The 20,814-nt window shown below is 57.1% G+C and carries 20 protein-coding genes; 17 read left to right on the top strand and 3 right to left on the bottom strand.

What is annotated here, in order from left to right; translation table 11 throughout:
- The first annotated feature begins 51 nt into the window (after nt 1–51).
- Nucleotides 52–495 (top strand): rhodanese-like domain-containing protein, encoded by a 444-nt coding sequence (locus AC6I8V_RS14145; RefSeq protein WP_497842893.1) that lies wholly within the window; start codon nt 52–54, stop codon nt 493–495.
- Here AC6I8V_RS14145 and flk read toward each other — a convergent pair whose 3' ends face one another.
- Both flk and AC6I8V_RS14135 read right to left on the bottom strand, forming a co-directional pair.
- Nucleotides 496–1,527: a flagella biosynthesis regulator Flk gene (gene flk / locus AC6I8V_RS14140; RefSeq protein WP_497842892.1), complete on the bottom strand. Its 1,032-nt coding sequence runs from the start codon at nt 1,525–1,527 to the stop codon at nt 496–498. It abuts the gene before it with no gap.
- A gap of 138 nt (nt 1,528–1,665) precedes the next feature.
- Nucleotides 1,666–2,571 (bottom strand): DMT family transporter, encoded by a 906-nt coding sequence (locus AC6I8V_RS14135; protein ID WP_497842891.1) that lies wholly within the window; start codon nt 2,569–2,571, stop codon nt 1,666–1,668.
- 95 nt (nt 2,572–2,666) lie between these two features.
- On the opposite strand from AC6I8V_RS14135, the gene AC6I8V_RS14130 reads away from it, so the two are divergent.
- The 16 genes from AC6I8V_RS14130 to hisP all read left to right on the top strand — a co-directional run bounded on the left by AC6I8V_RS14130 (nt 2,667) and on the right by hisP (nt 19,694).
- On the top strand, nt 2,667–3,446 hold the full coding sequence (locus AC6I8V_RS14130; protein WP_497842890.1) for a helix-turn-helix domain-containing protein: 780 nt from the start codon (nt 2,667–2,669) through the stop codon (nt 3,444–3,446).
- 58 nt (nt 3,447–3,504) lie between these two features.
- A complete protein-coding gene (gene pdxB / locus AC6I8V_RS14125) occupies nt 3,505–4,644 on the top strand; it encodes a 4-phosphoerythronate dehydrogenase PdxB (protein WP_497842889.1) in 1,140 nt (379 codons plus the stop codon).
- An 85-nt stretch (nt 4,645–4,729) separates the two neighbouring features.
- Nucleotides 4,730–5,740, top strand: a complete 1,011-nt coding sequence (locus tag AC6I8V_RS14120; RefSeq protein ID WP_497842888.1) for an aspartate-semialdehyde dehydrogenase — start codon at nt 4,730–4,732, stop codon at nt 5,738–5,740.
- A complete protein-coding gene (gene truA, locus AC6I8V_RS14115) occupies nt 5,740–6,546 on the top strand; it encodes a tRNA pseudouridine(38-40) synthase TruA (protein WP_497842887.1) in 807 nt (268 codons plus the stop codon). The genes AC6I8V_RS14120 and truA overlap by 1 nt, the downstream gene beginning before the upstream one ends.
- A 29-nt stretch (nt 6,547–6,575) precedes the next feature.
- Nucleotides 6,576–7,238: a DedA family protein gene (locus AC6I8V_RS14110; protein ID WP_497842886.1), complete on the top strand. Its 663-nt coding sequence runs from the start codon at nt 6,576–6,578 to the stop codon at nt 7,236–7,238.
- Nucleotides 7,239–7,370: 132 nt separating this feature from the next.
- Nucleotides 7,371–8,282 (top strand): acetyl-CoA carboxylase, carboxyltransferase subunit beta, encoded by a 912-nt coding sequence (accD, locus tag AC6I8V_RS14105; RefSeq protein ID WP_497842885.1) that lies wholly within the window; start codon nt 7,371–7,373, stop codon nt 8,280–8,282.
- A gap of 64 nt (nt 8,283–8,346) precedes the next feature.
- On the top strand, nt 8,347–9,615 hold the full coding sequence (folC, locus tag AC6I8V_RS14100; protein WP_497842884.1) for a bifunctional tetrahydrofolate synthase/dihydrofolate synthase: 1,269 nt from the start codon (nt 8,347–8,349) through the stop codon (nt 9,613–9,615).
- Nucleotides 9,605–10,345, top strand: a complete 741-nt coding sequence (gene dedD / locus AC6I8V_RS14095) for a cell division protein DedD (RefSeq protein WP_497842883.1) — start codon at nt 9,605–9,607, stop codon at nt 10,343–10,345. Before folC ends, dedD begins: the two co-directional genes overlap by 11 nt.
- Nucleotides 10,346–10,585: 240 nt before the next feature.
- Nucleotides 10,586–11,071 (top strand): colicin V production protein, encoded by a 486-nt coding sequence (gene cvpA, locus AC6I8V_RS14090; RefSeq protein WP_497842882.1) that lies wholly within the window; start codon nt 10,586–10,588, stop codon nt 11,069–11,071.
- Between the two features lie 36 nt (nt 11,072–11,107).
- Nucleotides 11,108–12,625 (top strand): amidophosphoribosyltransferase, encoded by a 1,518-nt coding sequence (gene purF, locus AC6I8V_RS14085; RefSeq protein ID WP_497842881.1) that lies wholly within the window; start codon nt 11,108–11,110, stop codon nt 12,623–12,625.
- 660 nt (nt 12,626–13,285) lie between these two features.
- The gene (locus AC6I8V_RS14080) at nt 13,286–15,679 is read left to right on the top strand and encodes an inverse autotransporter beta domain-containing protein (RefSeq protein WP_497842880.1); all 2,394 of its coding nucleotides are present in this window, start codon (nt 13,286–13,288) and stop codon (nt 15,677–15,679) included.
- Nucleotides 15,680–15,812: 133 nt separating this feature from the next.
- Nucleotides 15,813–16,382 (top strand): UbiX family flavin prenyltransferase, encoded by a 570-nt coding sequence (locus tag AC6I8V_RS14075; protein WP_497842879.1) that lies wholly within the window; start codon nt 15,813–15,815, stop codon nt 16,380–16,382.
- A 274-nt stretch (nt 16,383–16,656) separates the two neighbouring features.
- Nucleotides 16,657–17,439: a lysine/arginine/ornithine ABC transporter substrate-binding protein ArgT gene (argT, locus tag AC6I8V_RS14070; RefSeq protein ID WP_497842878.1), complete on the top strand. Its 783-nt coding sequence runs from the start codon at nt 16,657–16,659 to the stop codon at nt 17,437–17,439.
- Nucleotides 17,440–17,512: 73 nt separating this feature from the next.
- The gene (locus tag AC6I8V_RS14065; protein ID WP_497842877.1) at nt 17,513–18,199 is read left to right on the top strand and encodes a histidine ABC transporter permease HisQ; all 687 of its coding nucleotides are present in this window, start codon (nt 17,513–17,515) and stop codon (nt 18,197–18,199) included.
- Nucleotides 18,196–18,912, top strand: a complete 717-nt coding sequence (locus AC6I8V_RS14060; RefSeq protein ID WP_497842876.1) for an ABC transporter permease — start codon at nt 18,196–18,198, stop codon at nt 18,910–18,912. The genes AC6I8V_RS14065 and AC6I8V_RS14060 overlap by 4 nt, the downstream gene beginning before the upstream one ends.
- A gap of 8 nt (nt 18,913–18,920) precedes the next feature.
- Complete coding sequence (hisP, locus tag AC6I8V_RS14055) at nt 18,921–19,694, top strand: histidine ABC transporter ATP-binding protein HisP (protein WP_497842875.1); 774 nt, start codon at nt 18,921–18,923, stop codon at nt 19,692–19,694.
- A 44-nt stretch (nt 19,695–19,738) separates the two neighbouring features.
- Here hisP and AC6I8V_RS14050 read toward each other — a convergent pair whose 3' ends face one another.
- Nucleotides 19,739–20,686, bottom strand: coding sequence for a sugar-binding transcriptional regulator (locus AC6I8V_RS14050; protein WP_497842874.1), 948 nt, complete (start codon nt 20,684–20,686; stop codon nt 19,739–19,741).
- Nucleotides 20,687–20,814 lie beyond the last annotated feature (128 nt).

Genomic DNA, 20,814 nt, shown 5'->3' with positions numbered 1-20,814 from the left:
ATGGAGACCACTTTGCCGTACACTGAGGGAAAATCACAACAGGAGAATGCGATGTCAGCGGTATTAGCCTTTCCCCCAGCCAGCGCGCCCGATAGCCTGGCCTATCTGCAACATAAACTGGCGTATTACACCGATGCCTGGGATTTAGCCGAGGATCTGGCTCAGGGCGTGGATGCGATTGTGGTGATCGATGCGCGCGCCGACGAGGCGTATCAGGCCGGGCATATTTGTGGCGCTATCTCCTTTCCGCATCGCACCATGAACGCCGCCTCCACCGCACAGCTGGATCGGCAAAAGGTCTATATCACCTATTGCGACGGCATCGGCTGCAATGGCTCGACCAAAGCGGCGCTGAAACTGGCAGCGTTAGGTTTTCAGGTCAAGGAGCTGATTGGCGGGCTGGATTTCTGGAAGCGCGACGGCCATCCCATGGCGTGGGGCAGCGCCGCAGGCGACTGGCCGGTAGCGGCCCCTGCGGCGCAATGCGGCTGCTGATTAGAGGAAAATCCACAGCAGGAAAATAAACACCAGCAGCGCAAGGCTGAGCGTCAGCGCCGGGCGCTGCGCCAGCGGGGCAGGCAGCTGGTTGAAAATTGGCGCCCAGATCGGCTGCGGACGCTGCTGGCTGGCGGCCAGCGGCTGCTCGACGTTTTTCTCGGCGCGACGGCTGAACAACAGATTGAGCAAGTCCTGAGTTTGCGCCGGGGTCAGCACCGTTTGCGGCGTGGCCTGGAAACGCTGCTCGCTGTAATCCTCCAGCAGGCGCTGTTCGTTGCTGGTCAGCGGCTGCTTCAGCGAGCTTTCCAGCATTTGCAGCGTCGGCGCGCTGTGCTGGCTCAGCGTCTGCCGCGCCTGTAAATATTGCGTCAGCAGCGGGAAATGGCGCGAAGGGATTGGGTCGCCACTCTTCAGATTCACCAGCTTCAGCACCTCGGTCAGCAGTTTCACCGGCGATTCACCGGTGCTGGCGGCCAGGCGAGTCACCTGCTGATTCAGCGCCTGATGCTCGGCCGGGAGCAGGGTGCGATCGCTGACGCGCGTCTGCTGCGGCTGGGGGATCGCCATCTGACCGTTCTGCAACATGGTCAGCACCTGACGCAGCTGGTCGGGCGACAGCGCGCTCAGCACCGTCTGATTAAACTGCTGGCGAATAAAATCGCTCACCGCCTGGCGGTTGTTGCCCTGCGGCAGTTTTTCCAGCAGCTGCTGCAACAGCTGACGCGTGGCGTGGCTGTCCTGCACCTGGGTCAGGCGGCTATTGAGATGCTGCTCGGCGGCGGGAAAGTGACGTGATTGCAGTTCAGCATCGTTTTTCACCCCCACTTCATGACGCACGCCAGCCCAGAGTTCCGGGGCTTTCAGGGTGCTGAGCGACATAATGCGGACAATCAGGCGTTCCAGCGTGGTGCGCTGGGCCGGGGATAACGGTTGATCGCCAGCCGATCCGCCGGGGCGGGCAGGGCCAGTTGTATTGGTGAGAGGGGAACGATCGCCCGCGGGCACACCGGGACCGCTAACAGGTTGCATGGCGGAATCCTTTAGAAACGGGTCAGATCCGGGTGCGCCGGAAAAACGAGGCCATATGATAGCAAAAGCCCCCAGGAAATCCACGGGGGCAGCAGGGAGAACCGGCATCCACTGAAAATTATTTTGCTCTGGCCTGCCTCAGCTTTCGCCGATGGGGGGCGCCGCAGCGCGGGGGCGACGCAACGGTGTTTTCAGTCGCTGCGCCAGAATCACCCCCAGCAGCGTCATTCCGCCGCCAATCCAGTGATAGCCGTGCAGCTGTTCATGCAGGAACAGCACCGCGACGATGGCGGTAAACACCGGGACAAAATTCATAAAGATGCTGGTGGTACTGGCGCCGAGACGCTGCACGCCAAGGATCCACAGGAACGGCGCAACGATCGAGGCAAACAGCCCGGCAAACAGCACCAGCGGGATATTGTGCGCATTAAGCGACACGTCCGGCGTGCGCAGAAAGCCCGGCAGCAGCAACAGTACGCCAAAGAAAATCTGCACATACAGGCTCTGCCACGTTGGCAGCGGAATCGCCCAGCGTTTGGTCAGCACGCCATACAGCGCGTACGAGGTTGAAGCGGCCAGCATCATCAGTTCGCCATTGCCGAGGCGCTGGTCCAGCAGCTGCGCCGGATTGCCCTCGCTCACCAGCCAGACCAGGCCCGCAAATGACAGCAGCCCGCCAATCAAAATGCCGCGCGTCGGCGCCAGACGCAACACCACCAGGCTGAGCAGAATGGTCAGCAGCGGAATGGTGGCGCCGAGAATCCCCATCATCACCGCCGACACGCTGTGCGCCGCGTAGTAGGCGAGGCTTTGATACAGCACCATGCCAAGCAGGCCGAGGACCAGCAAACGTCCGCTGCTGGCCACAATCTGCTGGCGATGACGCCACACCCCTGGCAGCGCAAACGGCGTCAGTACCGCCAGCGCCAGAATCCAGCGATAAAACGAGATGGCGGCAGGATCGATACTCGCGGCGGAGAGTTTGCTCACGATGGTGTTGATCGACCAGATCAGCACCGCCACCAGCGGAAAAAGAAAATTCATCGTACGGCTCCTGAAAATAAACGCGAACAGTTTACGTTTGACCGGTTTGGAACAGATAATTAAAATCGGACAAAAATCATTAATGACCGGACAGAATGAATCTACAGGTTGAGTATCAGCCGCCGATCGATGCGCCGCTGCTGCGCTATTTCATGCGTTTTGAACAGGCCAATGCCAAAACCGAATACCTGCCGCACGCCCACGACTGGGGGCAGGTGATCTTTGTCAAAAGCCATGTGCTGGAGATGGAGGTGGAGGGCGAGCGTCTGCTGACCCCGGCCGATATGCCGATCTGGATCCCTCCCGGCCATTTCCACAGCAGCTATAACCATCGTCAGGCGCAGTTTCGTACCTTTAACCTCGCCGCGGATTTGTGTGACGGGATGCCGCCGCAGGCCTGCCTGCTGAATGTGGATGCTATCGTTCATGCCATTATGGACGAGTTTGCCCGTCAGGAGCTTGAGCAGCCGCAAAGTGTGGCGGACTGGCGTCTTTGCGAGGTGTTATGTGACCGGCTCCGCCTTGCGCCGCCACACAAAAGCTATCTTCCCACCTCTGATGACAAATTTCTCGCGCCAATTCTGTATGCCTTGCAGGCGCATCCCGGTGATAACACCACGCTGGCACAATGGGCTAAACGCGTGTTCACCACCGAGCGTACGCTGGCGCGGCGCTGCCAGCAGCAACTGAATATGTCGTTCAGCGAGTGGCGCCAGCGCTTACGCTTTCTGCGCGCTATCGCCCTGCTGGAGCAGGGGATGAGCGTACAGGCCATCGCCCATGATCTGGGCTATAGCTCCGCTTCGGCGCTGATTGTGATGTTTCAGCAGCAGGCGGGCACGACGCCGGATCGCTATCGCAGCCGGTTAGGTTAATCAACGGCTTTGTGCCAGAATATGCCCCTTTCAATCGTTAGCAGACAGGACAGCCGTGGTGAAAATTCTCGTCGATGAAAATATGCCGTACGCCCGTGAACTCTTTAGCCGCACCGGCGAGGTGCTGGCGGTGCCGGGACGTCCATTGCCGGAAGCGGAACTGGCCGATGCCAGCGGACTGATGGTGCGTTCGGTGACTAAAGTGAATGCCGCGCTGCTGGCCGGTACGCCGGTGAAATTTGTCGGTACCGCCACGGCGGGCACCGACCATATCGATGAAGCCTCGCTGGCGGAGGCGGGTATCGCCTTCTCCGCGGCACCGGGCTGCAACGCCATCGCGGTGGTGGAGTATGTCTTCTCCTCGCTGCTGCTGCTGGCGGAGCGTGACGGCTTTGACCTGCGCGATCGCACCGTGGGTATCGTCGGCGTGGGTAATGTCGGCGGCCGTCTGCAAAAACGTTTGCAGGCATGGGGCGTGAAAACCCTGCTGTGCGATCCGCCGCGCGCCGATCGCGGCGATGCGGAAGCGTTCCACTCGCTGGACACGCTGGTGGCGCAGGCCGATATCCTCACCTTCCACACCCCGCTGTTTAAAGACGGCCCTTATAAAAGCTGGCATCTGGCGGATGCCGCGCTGCTGATGGCGCTGCAACCCAACACCATTCTGATCAACGCGTGCCGTGGCCCGGTGGTGGATAACGCCGCGCTGCTTGCGGTGCTGAAGATGCGTCAGGATCTGAGCGTGGTACTGGATGTGTGGGAGCCGGAACCGGAGCTGTCGCTGGAGCTGCTGGATAACGTCGATATCGCCACCGCGCATATCGCCGGTTACACGCTGGAAGGTAAAGCGCGCGGCACCACCCAGGTGTTTGAAGCCTGGTGCGCGTTCCTCGGCCAGCCGCAACAGGTGCCGCTGGAAAGCCTGCTGCCCGCGCCGGAATTTGGCACCATCACGCTGCATGGCAAGCTGGATCAACCTACGCTGAAACGTCTGGTGCACCTGGTGTATGATGTGCGCCGCGATGATGCGCCGCTGCGTAAAGTGGCCGCGCAGCCGGGCGAGTTCGATCGCCTGCGTAAGCAATATGAAGAACGCCGCGAATGGTCGTCGTTGCAGGTGATTTGCGATGATGCCGATGCGGCGGCGATGCTGAATCAGCTGGGCTTTCGCGCCAGTCTCCAGGCGGATAATGCCTGAGCAGGTAACGCCTGATTTGTCTGAATTAACGGGCGGTGAATGTCACCGCCTTCTGTTTTTATGTCATTGTCTGGAGTAAACCAACATGTCTGACGGCTGGAATATTGCGCTACTGGGCGCGACAGGCGCAGTAGGGAACGCTGTACTGGAATTGCTGGCGGAACGCCAGTTCCCGGTTGGTGAGTTATATCTGCTGGCGAGCGAGAACAGTGCCGGGGAGAATAAGCGCTTTGAGGGTCGCACCGTGCAGGTGCAGGACGCGGCGGAGTTCGACTGGTCACAGGCGCAGCTGGCGTTCTTCACCGCCGGACGCGATGCGTCTGCGCGTTATGCCGAAGAGGCTGCCAGCCAGGGTTGCCTGGTGATCGACAGCAGCGACCTGTTTGCGTTGGAGCCGGATGTGCCGCTGGTGGTACCGGATGTGAATCCCCAGGTACTGGCGGATTACCGCAATCGCAACATCATCACCGTGGCCGACAGCCTGGTCAGCCAGCTGCTGAGCGCCATCAAACCGCTGGTTGACGCCGCCGGTCTTGGACGTTTGCAGGTCACCAACCTGATCTCTGTCTCCAGCCACGGCAAGAAAGCGGTGGATGCGCTGGCGGGCGAGAGCGCCCGTCTGCTGAACGGCGTACCGGCAGATGACCACTACTATGGCCGTCAGCTGGCGTTTAACCTGCTGCCGCAGCAGGTGGACAGCAGCGGCAGCGTCGCGAGCGAACGCTGCCTGGTGGATCAGGTGCGTAAAGTGTTGCAGGACGAAGGTTTACCGATTGCGGTGAGTAGCGTGCAGGCGCCGGTGTTCTACGGCAATGCGCAGATCGTCCATCTGGAAAACCTGCGTCCGCTGTCGGCCGAAGAAGCGCGTGACGAACTGGCGCGTGCCGATGATATCCGCCTGAGCGATGAAGACGATTACCCGACGCAGGTCGCGGATGCCTCCGGCAACGGTGAGCTGAGCGTCGGCTGCGTGCGCAACGATTACGGCATCCCCGAGCTGTTGCAGTTCTGGTCGGTGGCCGACAACATTCGTTTCGGCGGCGCGCTGATGGCGGTGAAAACCGCCGAGAGGCTGGTGCAGGAGTATCTGTATTAATGTTGTCTGAAGAAAACACGCATAAGCTGGCGTTGGGCATTGAGTATGACGGCAGCCGCTATTACGGCTGGCAGCGGCAGCAGGAAGTGCGCAGCGTGCAGGAAAAGCTGGAAAAAGCGCTGTCGAAGGTGGCCAACCATCAGGTCAGCGTGTTCTGCGCCGGACGCACCGATGCCGGGGTGCACGGCACCGGACAGGTGGTGCATTTCGACACCACCTCCCAGCGCGCCGACGGCGCCTGGACGCTGGGCGTCAATGCCAATCTGCCGCCGGATATCGCGGTGCGCTGGGTCAAAGCGGTGCCGGATGAGTTTCATGCCCGCTTCAGCGCTACGGCGCGTCGCTATCGTTATGTGATTTATAACCAGCGGTTGCGTCCGGCGATTCTGGGGAGCGGCGTCACCCATTTCTACCATCCGCTGGATGTGGAAAAGATGCAGCGTGCCGGACAATGTTTGCTGGGCGAAAACGATTTCACCTCGTTTCGCGCGGTGCAGTGCCAGTCACGCACGCCGTGGCGCAACGTGATGCATCTGAACGTCACGCGTCAGGGGCCGTACGTGATCGTGGATATTAAGGCCAATGCTTTTGTGCACCATATGGTGCGCAATATCGTCGGCAGTCTGATGGAGATCGGCTGCGGCAATCAGCCGGAAGAGTGGATGGCGACGTTGCTGGCAGCCAAAGATCGTACCCTGGCAGCAGCGACGGCCAGAGCCGAGGGTTTGTATCTGGTGGCGGTGGATTATCCATCCCACTTTGCGTTACCTCAGCCTGCGTTGGGACCATTGTTCCTCGCGGATTAACCGTTAATCGAAGGATGTAGGGGAGTTGTATGGAGTTCATCCACTTTATTGTCGATTTTATTCTGCATATTGATGTGCATTTGGCCGAGCTGGTGGCGCAGTACGGCATCTGGATTTACGCCATTCTGTTCCTGATTCTGTTCTGTGAAACCGGTCTGGTGGTAACGCCTTTCCTGCCGGGCGATTCGCTGCTGTTTGTTGCCGGTGCGCTGGCGGCGCTGCCCGGCAATGACCTTAATGTGCATCTGATGGTCGCGCTGATGGTGATTGCCGCGATTCTCGGCGATGCCGTCAACTATACTATTGGCCGGGTGTTCGGTGAGCGGCTGTTCAGCAAGCCTGACTCGAAGATTTTCCGTCGCAGCTACCTGGACAAGACGCACGCGTTCTACGATCGTCACGGCGGCAAAACCATTATACTTGCGCGCTTTGTACCAATCGTGCGAACCTTTGCCCCCTTTGTGGCAGGGATGGGACATATGTCTTATCGCCACTTCGCGCTCTTTAACGTTGCGGGCGCGCTGCTGTGGGTGTTGCTGTTCTCCTACGCTGGCTACCTGTTTGGGGATTTGCCGGTGGTGCAGGAGAACCTGAAACTGCTGATCGTCGCCATTATTGTGGTGTCGGTGCTGCCAGGGGTGATTGAGGTCTGGCGTCATCGTCGTCAGGCGCGCCAGCAGAAGTCCCGGTAAGCCCGTAACCAGATTTTTATCCACAGCGAGAACCGGTTGTGGTTTAATGAGCGACATTTACGGCCTGCTGAAGGCGATTTCAGCAGCAATGAGAAGACTGGACCAGGTCAGATTTAAACAGAAAGGTCATCAATGAGCTGGATTGAACGCATACTTAATAAAAGCAATATTACGCCGACGCGCCGCGCCAACATCCCGGAAGGGGTCTGGACCAAGTGCGACAGCTGTGGCCAGGTGCTGTACCGCGCCGAGCTGGAGCGTAATCTTGAGGTCTGCCCGAAGTGCGACCACCACATGCGCATGCACGCCCGTGAGCGCCTGCATAGCATGCTGGATGAAGGATCGCTGGTAGAACTGGGCAGCGAGCTGGAACCGAAGGATCTGCTGAAGTTCCGTGACTCGAAAAAGTACAAAGATCGTCTGGCTGCGGCTCAGAAAGAGACCGACGAGAAAGATGCCCTGATCGTCATGAAAGGCCAGCTGCACGGTATGCCGATCGTAGCTGCCGCCTTTGAGTTCTCCTTTATGGGCGGCTCAATGGGTTCTGTGGTTGGCGCACGTTTCGTGCGTGCGGTTGAGCAGGCGCTGGAAGACAACTGCCCGATGATCTGCTTCTCCGCCAGTGGCGGTGCGCGTATGCAGGAAGCGCTGATGTCGCTGATGCAGATGGCGAAAACCAGCGCAGCGCTGGCGAAAATGCAGGAACGCGGTCTGCCGTATATTTCGGTACTGACTGACCCGACCATGGGTGGCGTCTCTGCCAGCTTCGCGATGCTGGGCGATCTTAACGTGGCGGAACCGAAGGCGTTGATCGGCTTTGCCGGTCCGCGTGTTATCGAACAGACCGTACGCGAAAAACTGCCGCCGGGCTTCCAGCGCAGTGAATTCCTGATTGAAAAAGGCGCGATCGACATGATCATCCGTCGCCCGGAAATGCGCTTTAAGCTGGCAAGCCTGCTGGCGAAAATGATGAACCTGCCAGCGCCGCTGCAGGATGGTGATCAGCCGGACACTGCGGCTGAGCCGGAGAGCAATGAGGCCTGACAGGCAACGGAAAGGCGCAGCAATGCGCCTTTTCACCAATGCACCGTAAAAGTTAACGGGACACATGGACACTCTTCACCTTCCTCAAGCCACGTCGCCTTTGGCCACGTGGCTTCATTATCTTGAACACCTGCACTCTCAGACCATCGAACTGGGTCTGGATCGTATTCACCGCGTCGCCGCACGCCTTGACCTGCTAAAACCTGCCCCGTTTGTCTTCACCGTTGCCGGGACCAATGGCAAAGGCACCACCTGCCGTACGCTGGAAACCCTGCTGATGGCCGCCGGTTATCGCGTGGGCGTCTACAGCTCGCCGCATCTGGTGCGCTACACCGAGCGGGTGCGTATTCAGGGTGCCGAACTGGATGAAGCGCAGCACAGCGCCAGCTTTGCCGCCATTGAAGCCGGGCGCGGCGACACCTCGCTGACCTACTTCGAGTTCGGCACCTTATCTGCCTTTAATCTGTTCCGTCAGGCCGGGCTTGACGTGGTGATCCTCGAAGTCGGCCTCGGCGGACGGCTGGATGCCACCAATATCGTCGACGCCGATGTGGCGGTGATCACCAGCATTGCGCTCGATCACACCGACTGGCTGGGACCGGATCGTGAAAGCATTGGCCGCGAAAAAGCCGGTGTCTTCCGTGGCGACAAACCGGCGGTAGTGGGCGAACCTGACATGCCGCATACCATTGCCGACGTGGCGGCGGAGAAGGGCGCGCTGTTGATGCAGCGTAACCGCGACTGGCAGTGGCAGCAGCACGGCGATAGCTGGTCATTGCAGGATGCGCAGGGTGAACTGCGCGATCTGCCGTTGCCGCAGGTGCCGTTGCCCAATGCCGCGACCGCCCTGGTCGCGTTGCGCGCCTCAGGGTTGCAGGTCAGCGAAGCGATTATTCGTCAGCATCTGCCGCTGGCCATTTTGCCGGGGCGTTTTCAGACGGTCAGTGAATCACCGCGTGTGATCCTCGATGTGGCGCATAATCCCCATGCCGCTTATTATCTGGCTTCACGTCTGGCGGAGTTGCCGCGGACGGGCAAGGTTCATGCAGTGGCTGGTATGCTGCATGATAAAGATATCGCTGGCACGCTGGCGGCGCTGGCGCCGCAGGTAGATCGCTGGTACTGCGCCCCGCTTGAAGGGCCGCGCGGTGCGACAGCGGAGCAGCTGATCGCCCATCTGGCGAGCGGCGAGGCGTTTGCGAGCGTCGATGCTGCCTGGCAGGCGGCGCGCCAGCAGGCTCAGCCCGAGGATGTGATTCTGGTGTGTGGTTCTTTCCACACCGTGGCACAGGTAATGGAATCGATGGCAGCGGAGAACGGCAGTGGCAAGTAAGTTTCAGAACCGTTTGGTCGGCACGGTGATTCTGGTGGCGGTTGGCGTCATCGTATTGCCCGGTCTGCTGGACGGTAAGAAAAAGCACTATAAAGAGGAGTTCGCTGCGATTCCGCTGGTGCCGAAACCGGACGACCAGCAGGACAGCGAGATGGTGCCGCCGGTGACGCAGTCGCTGCCGGCCCAGCCGCCGGAAGGGGCGGGCGCAGCGCAGAGCGAAACCAACAGCAAAACCACCAGCCCGGTGGAGAACGGCACAACCCAGCCGACGCATAACAGCGAACCGGCGGTGGTGACGCCGCCACCGGTGCATCAAACCGCGCCGGTACAGACGCCGAAGCCGAAACCGATCGAACAACCCAAACCGAAGCCGAAACCGGCAGAACCGAAGCCGGTGGAGCAGCCGAAGCAGGTTGAGCAGCCGAAGCAGGTTGAGCAGCCGAAGCCGGTGGAAACGCCGCAGCAGAACGAAGAGGAAGCGCCAAAAGGCCAGGCCTATGTGGTGCAGCTCGGCGCGCTGAAAAACGCGGCGAAGGTGAATGAGATCGTCGCGCAGCTGCGTCTGTCGGGTTATCGCGCCTTTACCGTGCCGTCCACGCCGGTACAGGGACAGATTACCCGCATCTATGTCGGCCCGGACGCCTCGAAAGCGAAGATGCAGGCCGCCGTCGGTGAGCTGAAAAGCCTTTCCGGCCTCGGTGGAGTGGTGAAGCCGTATAGCACGCGTTAAACCATTGATAAGCCGCGCCAATAGCAGAAAAAGGCGTGGCTTTTCATCAGGAAGATAACAAAAAATTATTTTATTTCAGCGGGTTATGTTGCTGAGATGGCTGGGGGCGAGGAAAGTTTTTTTCATCGCCCTTTTTATGGATGCAGAACCGGAAAACCCTACGCAAACGTTTTCTTTTTCTGTTAGAATGCGCCCCGAACTGGATGCAGGGGTGCAATCGCGCTGGCGCTGGAAGAGTTCATGATCTGGATTGATTACGTCATTATTGCGGTAGTTAGTTTTTCGGCACTGGTCAGCCTGATTCGTGGGTTTGTCCGGGAAGCCTTATCTCTCGTTACCTGGGGATGTGCGTTTTTTGTCGCCAGTCACTACTACGCCTACCTTGCAGTCTGGTTTACAGGTTTTGACGACGAACTGGTTCGCAACGGCATCGCCATCGCGGTGTTATTCGTTGCCACCCTGATTGTGGGTGCCATCGTGAACTATGTGATCGGCTCGCTGGTTGAAAAGACCGGCCTGTCGGGAACCGACAGGGTGTTGGGGGTCTGTTTCGGGGCGTTGCGTGGCGTGCTGATTGTTTCCGCCATGCTGTTCTTCCTTGATACATTCACCGGCTTCTCGAAAAGCCCGGACTGGCAGCAGTCCCAACTCATTCCCCAGTTCAGTTACATCATCAGATGGTTCTTCGACTATCTGAAAAGCACGTCGAGTTTTATACCCCGGTGACGCCACCGGGAGTGCGGCTAATGAGGAAATGACAACATGTGCGGTATTGTTGGTATCACCGGTTTTATGCCAGTAAACCAGTCGATCTATGACGCGTTAACGGTGCTGCAGCACCGCGGGCAGGATGCCGCCGGCATTTGTACCATCGATGCGCTTAACTGCTTTCGCCTGCGCAAAGCCAATGGTCTGGTGAGCGACGTCTTCGAAGCACGCCACATGCAGCGTTTGCAGGGCAACATCGGGATTGGCCACGTACGCTACCCGACAGCAGGCAGCTCCAGCGCCTCTGAAGCGCAACCATTCTATGTGAACTCACCTTACGGCATTACGCTGGCGCATAACGGTAATCTGACCAACGCGCACGAGCTGCGTAAACAGCTGTTCGAAGTGGGTCGCCGTCACGTTAACACCACCTCAGATTCCGAAATTCTGCTCAACATCTTTGCGCAGGAGCTGGACCGTTTTCAGCACTACCCGCTGGAAGCAGACAACATTTTTGCCGCAGTAGCCGCAGTGCACCAGCAGGTGCGTGGCGCTTACGCGGTGGTTTCGATGATTATCGGTCATGGCATGGTGGCGTTCCGCGACCCGAACGGTATCCGTCCGCTGGTGCTGGGCAAACGTCAGATTGCTGATGGCCGCACCGAGTATATGGTGGCGTCCGAGAGCGTGGCGCTGGATACGCTGGGCTTTGAATTTATCCGTGACGTCGCGCCGGGTGAAGCGGTGTACATCACCGAAAAAGGCCAGCTGTCGACGCGCCAGTGCGCCGAGAACCCGAAAAGCAATCCGTGCCTGTTCGAGTACGTTTACTTTGCTCGTCCTGACTCGTTCCTCGATAAGATCTCCGTCTACAGCGCACGCGTCCGTATGGGCACCAAGCTGGGCGAAAAGATCTCACGCGAGTGGGAAGATCTGGATATCGACGTCGTGATCCCGATTCCTGAAACCTCCACCGATGTGGCGCTGGAAATTGCGCGAATTCTCGATAAACCCTATCGTCAGGGCTTTGTGAAGAACCGCTACGTTGGCCGTACTTTTATCATGCCGGGTCAGCATCTGCGCCGCAGCGCGGTTCGCCGTAAGCTGAACGCTAACCGTGCCGAATTCCGTGGCAAAAACGTGCTGCTGGTGGATGACTCCATCGTACGTGGCACGACCTCGGAGCAGATTATCGAGATGGCCCGTGAAGCGGGCGCAAAACGCGTTTATCTGGCTTCTGCTGCGCCGGAAATTCGTTTCCCGAATGTGTACGGCATCGACATGCCAAGCGCCACCGAGCTGATCGCTCACGGGCGTGAAGTGGAAGAGATTCGCCAGCTGATCAAAGCCGACGCGCTGATTTTCCAGGATCTGGATGACCTGATCGAAGCGGTTCGCGAAGAGAACCCGGATATCGCCCAGTTCGAATGTTCTGTCTTCAACGGTATTTACGTCACCAAAGACGTTGACCAGCGTTATCTCGACTATCTCCAGTCGCTGCGTAATGACGACGCGAAAGCCATCGCGCGTCAGACCGAAGTGGAAGGTCTGGAATTGCATAACGAAGGTTAAGTTCTGCCGCCCGCTTTTAATGCATGATTAAAAGCGGGCATCTCTCTCGTCTCATCGTTTATTCCCTTCTTTGCTACAACTGCTCTCAGATTAAATTTTATTATAAAGCTGACAAAGTTAAGTCAGTTAAATGAATGCCGTCTGAATTTACATTCAATGTGTTATCGATTTTATATCAACCAAAAATGACGTTCTTTTTGTTTTTTTGTTAAATCCTATTTTGATTATTTAATAATTCATTTAAATCTCCTGATTTCAGGCTGGTTGTCATGCCTTTTATAGCTAACCTTCAGCGCGTCAGGCGGCCTGATATCAGAACAGATGTATCTGAATAAATAAAGGCAGGGCAGTGGATTTGCTGAGGCTGAAGAATTACGAACAATCTCATTACCTGTTTTTCTGACAGTGAATTGAAAATGGCGGGCGAAAAACATGGAGCAAGTGCGGGTCCTGTTCTGTGCATTTTTTTAGCCGCGTCTTTTAATTCACTGGGGTGATTAGAAAATGAGATTTAAGAAATTTAAGTTCTCCGCTATTTATACTGCAATGATTTTGCAGCTTCCGCTTGCATCATTGGTTATGTCAGATATTGCCCACGCGAGCATTGACAGCTCACAGAAATTGAATGTACAGACCCTGATATTAAAGCCGGGTGAGCGTGTGGCGGATATTGCCCGTCAGAACAACCTGTCGCTCGATCACTTATGGGAAATCAACTCTTTCGCGTTCAATGATAAAGCCACTTTCCTCGCGGCTTCCACTGGGGAGACGATCTGGCTGCCGGTTGTGAAACCCGCCGCTCAGCCCAAGGCAAAAACCACTCAGCCGGTTAAGAAAGCACGCCAGGCGGATCGGCAGGCGGACGCCAAAGTAAACGATAAGACCACCGATGCACGTCAGTTCAGTCAAAGCCAGCTCACTTCTCAGGCAGGCCAGCAGGCTGAAGCCTGGCTAAATGGTTTTGGCGGATCTTCGCGCGTTGCCATTGGCGCGGACGAAAACTTCGCTAACTACAGCTATGCCGCGGATGTGCTGGTGCCCTTCTGGGACAGTCGCGATCTGTTAGTCTTCAGCCAGCTGGGAGGCCGTCGCGCTGACGATCGTACCACCGGCAATTTTGGTCTGGGCGTGCGTTATTTTGCTGATGGCTGGATGCTGGGCAACAACGCCTTTTATGATAACGATTTCACCGGCAACAACCGCCGCGTTGGTGTGGGGGCCGAAATCTGGACCGAAGCACTGCGACTGGCGGCGAATGGTTATTACCGCCTGAACGGCTGGCATGAATCTAAACTGCTGGCCGACTATGACGAACGCCCGGCTAATGGCTGGGATATCGAACTGGCCAGCTGGCTGCCGATCTACCCGCAGTTAGGCGGCAAGGTCAAATATGAACAATATTATGGCGATAACGTGGCGTTAATGAGCCGCAGCAGCCAGCAGAAGAATCCTTCTGCCGTAACGCTGGGCGCCAACTGGACACCGGTACCGCTGGTTTCAATTGACGCGGGCCATCGCAAAAGTATGCAGAGCGGTTCAGATAACACCGTTGGCCTGAACCTGAACTGGAACTTCGGGCGTTCACTTGACTGGCACCTGTCGTCGGATGCCGTGGCCGACCAGCGCAGCCTGGCCGGTTCCCGCTATGAACTGGTTTCGCGTAATAACCAGATCGTGATGGATTACCGTGAGCAGACCGTCATCACCTTCTCTCTGGCACATCAGGTGGAGGGTATCGAAGGTTCCACGCAGTCGCTCGGCGTGAGCGTCTGGGCGAAGCATGGTCTGGGCAGGATCGTCTGGGATGATGCGATGCTGGTCGCTGCGGGTGGCAAAATTATCGGTACGGGCGCGAATTCTCAGCTGGTACTGCCGGCTTATCAGGAGGGCGCCAGCAACCTCTATACCCTCAGTGCCGTGGCGTATGACACCAAAGGCAAGGCTTCTCCGAGTGCACAGGTGCAGATCACGGTAGAAAAACAGCTTCTGCCTGATGAGCCGTTGCCACCTGAAGAACCACAGCAGCCGGACGAGCCGGGACAGCCGGAAGAACCGGGACAGCCTGGGCAGCCTGACGCCGGAAAGACCACTGTCAACCTGAGTACCGGTGAGCTGATTGCGGATGGCAGTGGAAAAGCAGAAGTGGCGGTAGAGCTGAAAGACAAAGATGGTAACCCGTTGAGTGGCGAAGCAAACAGCCTGCGTCTGGACGCGACCATGCAGAGTATGCTGCGAAGCGCGGAAGCGGGTGTCACGGTTGGACAGTTCAGGGAAGATGCCCCAGGGCGTTATCTGGCGGATGTGACGGCGGGAAACGTAGCCGGTGTGGTGACCCTGACGCTTTATCATGGCAGCACCCAACTGGGACAGCAGCAGCTGACGCTGAAGGCTCAGCAAGCTGAAGTCGCGGTGCCTGCAAAAATAGAATTGGAACTGATAAGCGTAAAACTTATCGCCGGTAATAACTCAACCTATGCTGCGAAAGTCACTGATCAGTATGGCAATCCGATGGAAGGCATTGCAGTCAGGTTTGCTGACGAAGACGGTAGCAACTGGTCCTTAAGCAATAATGGTAAAACCAGCAAAAATGGTATAGCAAATGGGACACTGCTTAATACCGGGCAGGCGGGAACCTTTATTCTGACATCTTACGTTGGTGAGTTAGCATCGAATAAATTAACTGTGGTCTATAGCCCAGATGTGGACTCAGCAATGATTAAGCCGAACTCTGTTATTGCAAGAAGCGGGACGTTTGTGTCGGGCCAGCCTGGCTCAACAAAAGATGCACAATTCGCTCTGGAAGTAGTCGATAAATATGGCAATCAGCTGCGAAAACTACAAGGCTTCAGTCTGAAAGAGGCCAATGGTTACGACAGCCAGCTGGTGATTGATGCTTATCCGGGTACGGATGTTAACGGGATGATTGTTGGTCGCGTAAAAATGGCGGCTGGCCATACGGCAAATAACGATAAGACCCTCTATAAACTCTATCCGCTGTTCAATGGTGTTCGTGCCGGAACCAGTACTTTTGACATCACTTTTGATGCCGAATAATTTTGTGGATTGCTCCTCATAATAAAAGGCAATCGCTGCGGCGGTTGCCTTTTTTCCACACTTATCGCCTCAGTTTGTCATCCTTTCACGCAGCAGGTTATGATTAACGCTTTACCTGCATAGCAAAATCACTATGAAACGACTCATTATTGGTATCTCCGGCGCGAGCGGCGCCATCTACGGCGTGCGCCTGCTTGAAGTGCTGCAACCGCTGGCGGAGATTGAAACCCATCTGGTGATGAGCCTGGCAGCGCGCCAGACGCTGGCGCTGGAAACCGATTTCAACCTGCGCGACGTGCAGGCGCTGGCCGATGTGGTGCATGACGTGCGCGATATTGCCGCCAGCATCTCTTCCGGTTCGTTCAAAACCCTCGGTATGGCGATTTTGCCCTGTTCGATGAAAACCCTCTCCGGCATTGTGCACAGCTACAGTGATAGCCTGCTGACGCGTGCCGCCGATGTGGTGCTGAAAGAGCAGCGTAAACTGGTGCTGTGCGTGCGTGAAACGCCGCTACACGTCGGGCATCTGCGCATGATGACCACCGCAGCAGAACTCGGTGCGGTGATTATGCCGCCGGTCCCGGCGTTTTATCATCGTCCACAAACTATCGCGGAACTGGTGGATCAAACGGTGAACCGCGTCGTCGATCAGTTCGATATTGAGCTGCCGCAGGATCTGTTTGCTCGCTGGCAGGGTGCATAATGGTGCAAGCGTGCACAAATGTGGTGCAGAATCGCGCGCACGATCACTCTTCGTGCATTTCATGCACCAAAAGTTAACAATGTCGCTTTTTCCTGCTCACTCCGCTGTTATATTTCCCTCACAAACTAAGTGCTTGCGCCCCTGGCGGACGCAGTATTTAGTGCGCCTGTACAGGGTTTCGCCAATTTGCACAACTGGCATGAAACATGCACATTAAACAGCGCAAACACATCACGTACTACATAACAAAAAGCACTTCACTTGAGGGTTACCTATGAAAAAGCGAGTTCTGGCTCTTTCTCTGATGCTGGCAATGTCCAGCGCCGCGAGTGTGTTCGCGGCGGTACCGCATACCGTACGCATCGGGACCGACCCGACTTACCCGCCGTTTGAATCGAAAAACGCGCAAGGACAGTTAGTGGGTTTTGACATCGATCTGGCTAACGAGATCTGCAAACGCATTAAAACCAAATGTACCTACGTAGAAAGCGATTTCGATGCGCTGATCCCGTCGCTGAAAGCGAAGAAGATCGATGCCATCATCTCTTCACTCTCGATTACCGAGAAACGTCAGGAAGAGATTGCTTTCTCTGATAAACTCTACGCCGCCAACGCCCGCCTGGTTGCGCCGAAAGGCTCCACGCTTCAGCCAACTATCGAATCGCTGAAAGGCAAAAACATCGGCCTGTTGCAGGGCACCACGCAGGAAACTTACGCCAACCAATACTGGCGTCCGCAGGGTGTAACCGTAACCCCGTATGCTAACCAGGACCTGGTGTATCAGGATCTGAATGCGGGTCGTATCGATGCTGCCTTCCAGGACGAAGTTCAGGCGAGTGAAGGCTTCCTGAAACAACCGGTAGGCAAAAACTACGCCTTTGCTGGTCCGTCAGTGAAAGATGACAAAATCTTTGGCGTCGGTACCGGTATGGGCCTGCGTAAAGAAGATTCGGACCTGAAAGCGGCCATCGACAAAGCGTTTGAGGCGATGCGCAAAGACGGTACTTACGATAAAATTGCGAAGAAATACTTTGATTTCAATGTGTACGGTGACTAATTGTCCTGTCTAATAGGCTGCCCGCCCTGTGCGGGCAGTGCTTCGTTAATTTCTCCACGACAGGATCTAATTCATGTTGTATGGCTATTCTGACGTCATTCTTAAAGGCACCCTGGTCACGCTGGAGCTGGCACTCAGTTCCGTGGTGCTCGCGGTCGTGCTTGGCTTAATTGGCGCTGGCGCCAAACTTTCCCGCAATCGCCCGCTGGCGATGCTGTTTGAAGGCTACACCACGCTGATCCGTGGCGTGCCGGATCTGGTGCTGATGCTGCTGATTTTCTACGGTTTGCAGATCGCCCTGAACTCCCTGACCGATGCGCTGGGCATGGCGCAGTTCGATATCGACCCGATGGTGGCCGGTATCATCACGCTGGGCTTTATCTACGGTGCCTACTTCACCGAAACCTTCCGTGGCGCCTTCCTCGCGGTGCCGAAAGGGCAGATTGAAGCGGCGACCGCCTTCGGTTTTACCGGATCGCAAATTTTCCGCCGCATTCTGTTTCCGGCGATGATGCGTTTTGCGCTGCCGGGCATCGGCAACAACTGGCAGGTTATCCTGAAGGCGACGGCGCTGGTTTCGCTGCTTGGCCTGGAAGATGTGGTGAAAGCCACGCAGCTGGCAGGCAAAAGTACCTGGCAGCCGTTCTACTTCGCGGTTGTTGCCGGCGTGATTTATCTGGTGTTTACCACGCTGTCGAACGGCGTGTTGTGGTGGCTTGAACGCCGCTACTCAGTAGGTGTGAAAAGGGCAGAGTTATGATCGATATTATTCACGAGTATTGGAAATCCCTGCTCTGGACCGATGGTTACCGTTTTACCGGCGTCGCCATCACCCTGTGGCTGTTGATTATTTCGGTGGCGATTGGCGGCTGCCTCGCGGTGCTGCTGGCGATTGCCCGCGTATCGCCCAATCGTTTCGTCTCCACGCCGGTGTGGCTGTTTACCTACATCTTCCGCGGCACGCCGTTGTATGTTCAGTTGCTGGTGTTCTACTCCGGCATGTACACGCTGGAAGTGGTGAAAGGATCGGAGCTGCTGAACGCCTTCTTCCGCAGCGGTCTCAACTGTACCCTGCTGGCGTTTACCCTGAATACCTGCGCCTACACCACTGAAATCTTCGCCGGGGCCATTCGCGCTGTGCCGCACGGCGAAATTGAGGCGGCGCGTGCCTACGGTTTCTCCACCTTTAAGTTGTATCGTTGCATCATTCTGCCGTCGGCGTTGCGCACCGCGCTGCCCGCCTACAGTAATGAAGTGATCCTGATGCTGCACTCCACCGCGCTGGCGTTTACCGCCACGGTGCCGGACCTGCTGAAAATCGCGCGTGATATCAACTCCGCGACCTATCAGCCCTTTACCGCGTTCGGCCTGGCTGCGGTGTTGTACCTGATTATTTCTTACGTGCTGATTAGCCTGTTCCGCAAAGCGGAAAGCCGCTGGCTGGCACACGTGAAACCCTCTTCGTCGCATTGAGTATCACTATGGCTGAAAACAAATTAAGCGTTACCGAACTGCATAAGCGTTACGGTGAACATGAAGTTCTGAAAGGTGTGTCATTACAGGCTGATGCGGGTGACGTTATCAGTATCATTGGCTCGTCCGGTTCCGGGAAAAGTACCTTTTTACGTTGCATTAACTTCCTCGAAAAACCGAGCGAAGGCACCATCGCGGTGAACAATGAGCAGATTAACCTGGTGCGCGACACCGATGGTCAGCTGAAGGTCTCCAACAAAGAGCAGCTGCGCTCGCTGCGCACCCGTCTCACCATGGTGTTCCAGCACTTCAACCTGTGGAGCCACATGACGGTGCTGGAGAACGTGATGGAAGCGCCGATTCAGGTGCTGGGCCTGAGCAAAGCGGAAGCGCGCGATCGCGCCATCAGATACCTCGACAAAGTCGGCATCGATGAGCGCGCACGCGCCAAATACCCGGTGCATCTGTCCGGCGGCCAGCAGCAACGTGTCTCAATCGCCCGTGCGCTGGCGATGGAACCGGAAGTGCTGCTGTTCGACGAACCGACCTCCGCGCTCGATCCTGAGCTGGTGGGTGAAGTGCTGCGCATCATGCAGAAGCTGGCGGAAGAGGGCAAAACCATGGTGGTGGTGACCCACGAGATGGAGTTCGCCCGTCACGTTTCCAGCCATGTGATTTTCCTGCATCAGGGCAAAATCGAGGAGCAGGGCGCGCCGGATGAGCTGTTCGGCAATCCGAAAAGCCCGCGTTTGCAGCAGTTCCTCAAAGGTTCACTGAAATAATATCGCGTCCGGGCCGCCATCAGGGGCGGCCCGGACTGCCCCCGCTATTCCCGCAACAACTTCAATGCCGTATCTTCGTCGGTGACTAATCCACGCACCCAGCCGCCATGTAATGCCGCGCGGATCGCCGGATATTTGCGCTCGCTGCCGGCAAAACCAATAATCCGCCGTTGCGTCTGGCTCTCAAGCAGCACGCTGGTCAGCAGCTCGTCGGTTTCGCCCAGCACGCGCTGGCCCTGCTGATTAAAGAAATGGCCCAGCATTTCACCCACCACGCCGCGGGCATTCAGCGCCGCCACCTGGGCGTCGGTGATAAATCCCTCGGCGTTCAGCGGACAGCCCGGCTCCACTTCGCCAATGCCGACAAACGCCACATCAGCCTGTAAGGCACGCTGGGTCACGCGCTGATATACCTGATGCTGACACCACATGGCTTTATCCTGCGGCGTATCGGCGTACAGCGGCGCCGGGATAAAGAAATATTTACCCTGCATCTTCTCCGCCATCTTCAGCGGCACATCATAGCGGGTACCGGAGTCGTCACGCGCAATCGCGCCAATCATCGAGACACACTGATGCTGCGGTCGCTCGACCCACGGCAGGGTATCGATCATTGAACGCAGCGTCTTCCCGGAGCCAATGCCGAACACCTGCGGAGTTTCTTCGCTGATAAATTGCGCCATCACCTCGGCGCCGGCCACCGCCAGCATCTGCTGAATCGCCTCATCATCCAGGCCCGCCGAGGGCACCACACGGCACAGCTCCAGCCCGAACTTCTCCTGCACCTCACGCGCCAGATGCAGGCAGTGCGTCACCGGATGGTCGATCTTCACGCTGACCATCCCCATCTCACGCGCGCTGGAGACCAGCCGCTGCGCCACCTGACGCGATAAACCCAGGGCGCGCGCAATCTCCTGCTGCGTCACCCCGGCCACGTAATACATCCAGGCCGCACGGGCCGCCAGTTCCTGTTTTTTCTCTTCTCTGTTCATCGCGGCATTCCGTAGTAGCTGATGCGCCAGTTTAGCGCGTGTCGTGGCTCAGGTGTTAATTGAGCAAAAGCCCTAATTATGGGCAAAAGTATTAATTGTGATGAGGTTCGCAGAATGATCGCTAAGCC

The sequence above is a fragment of the Pantoea sp. X-Soil-TKNS-1207 genome (assembly GCF_059730485.1).
This window is presented reverse-complemented; position numbering and strand designations above follow the sequence as displayed.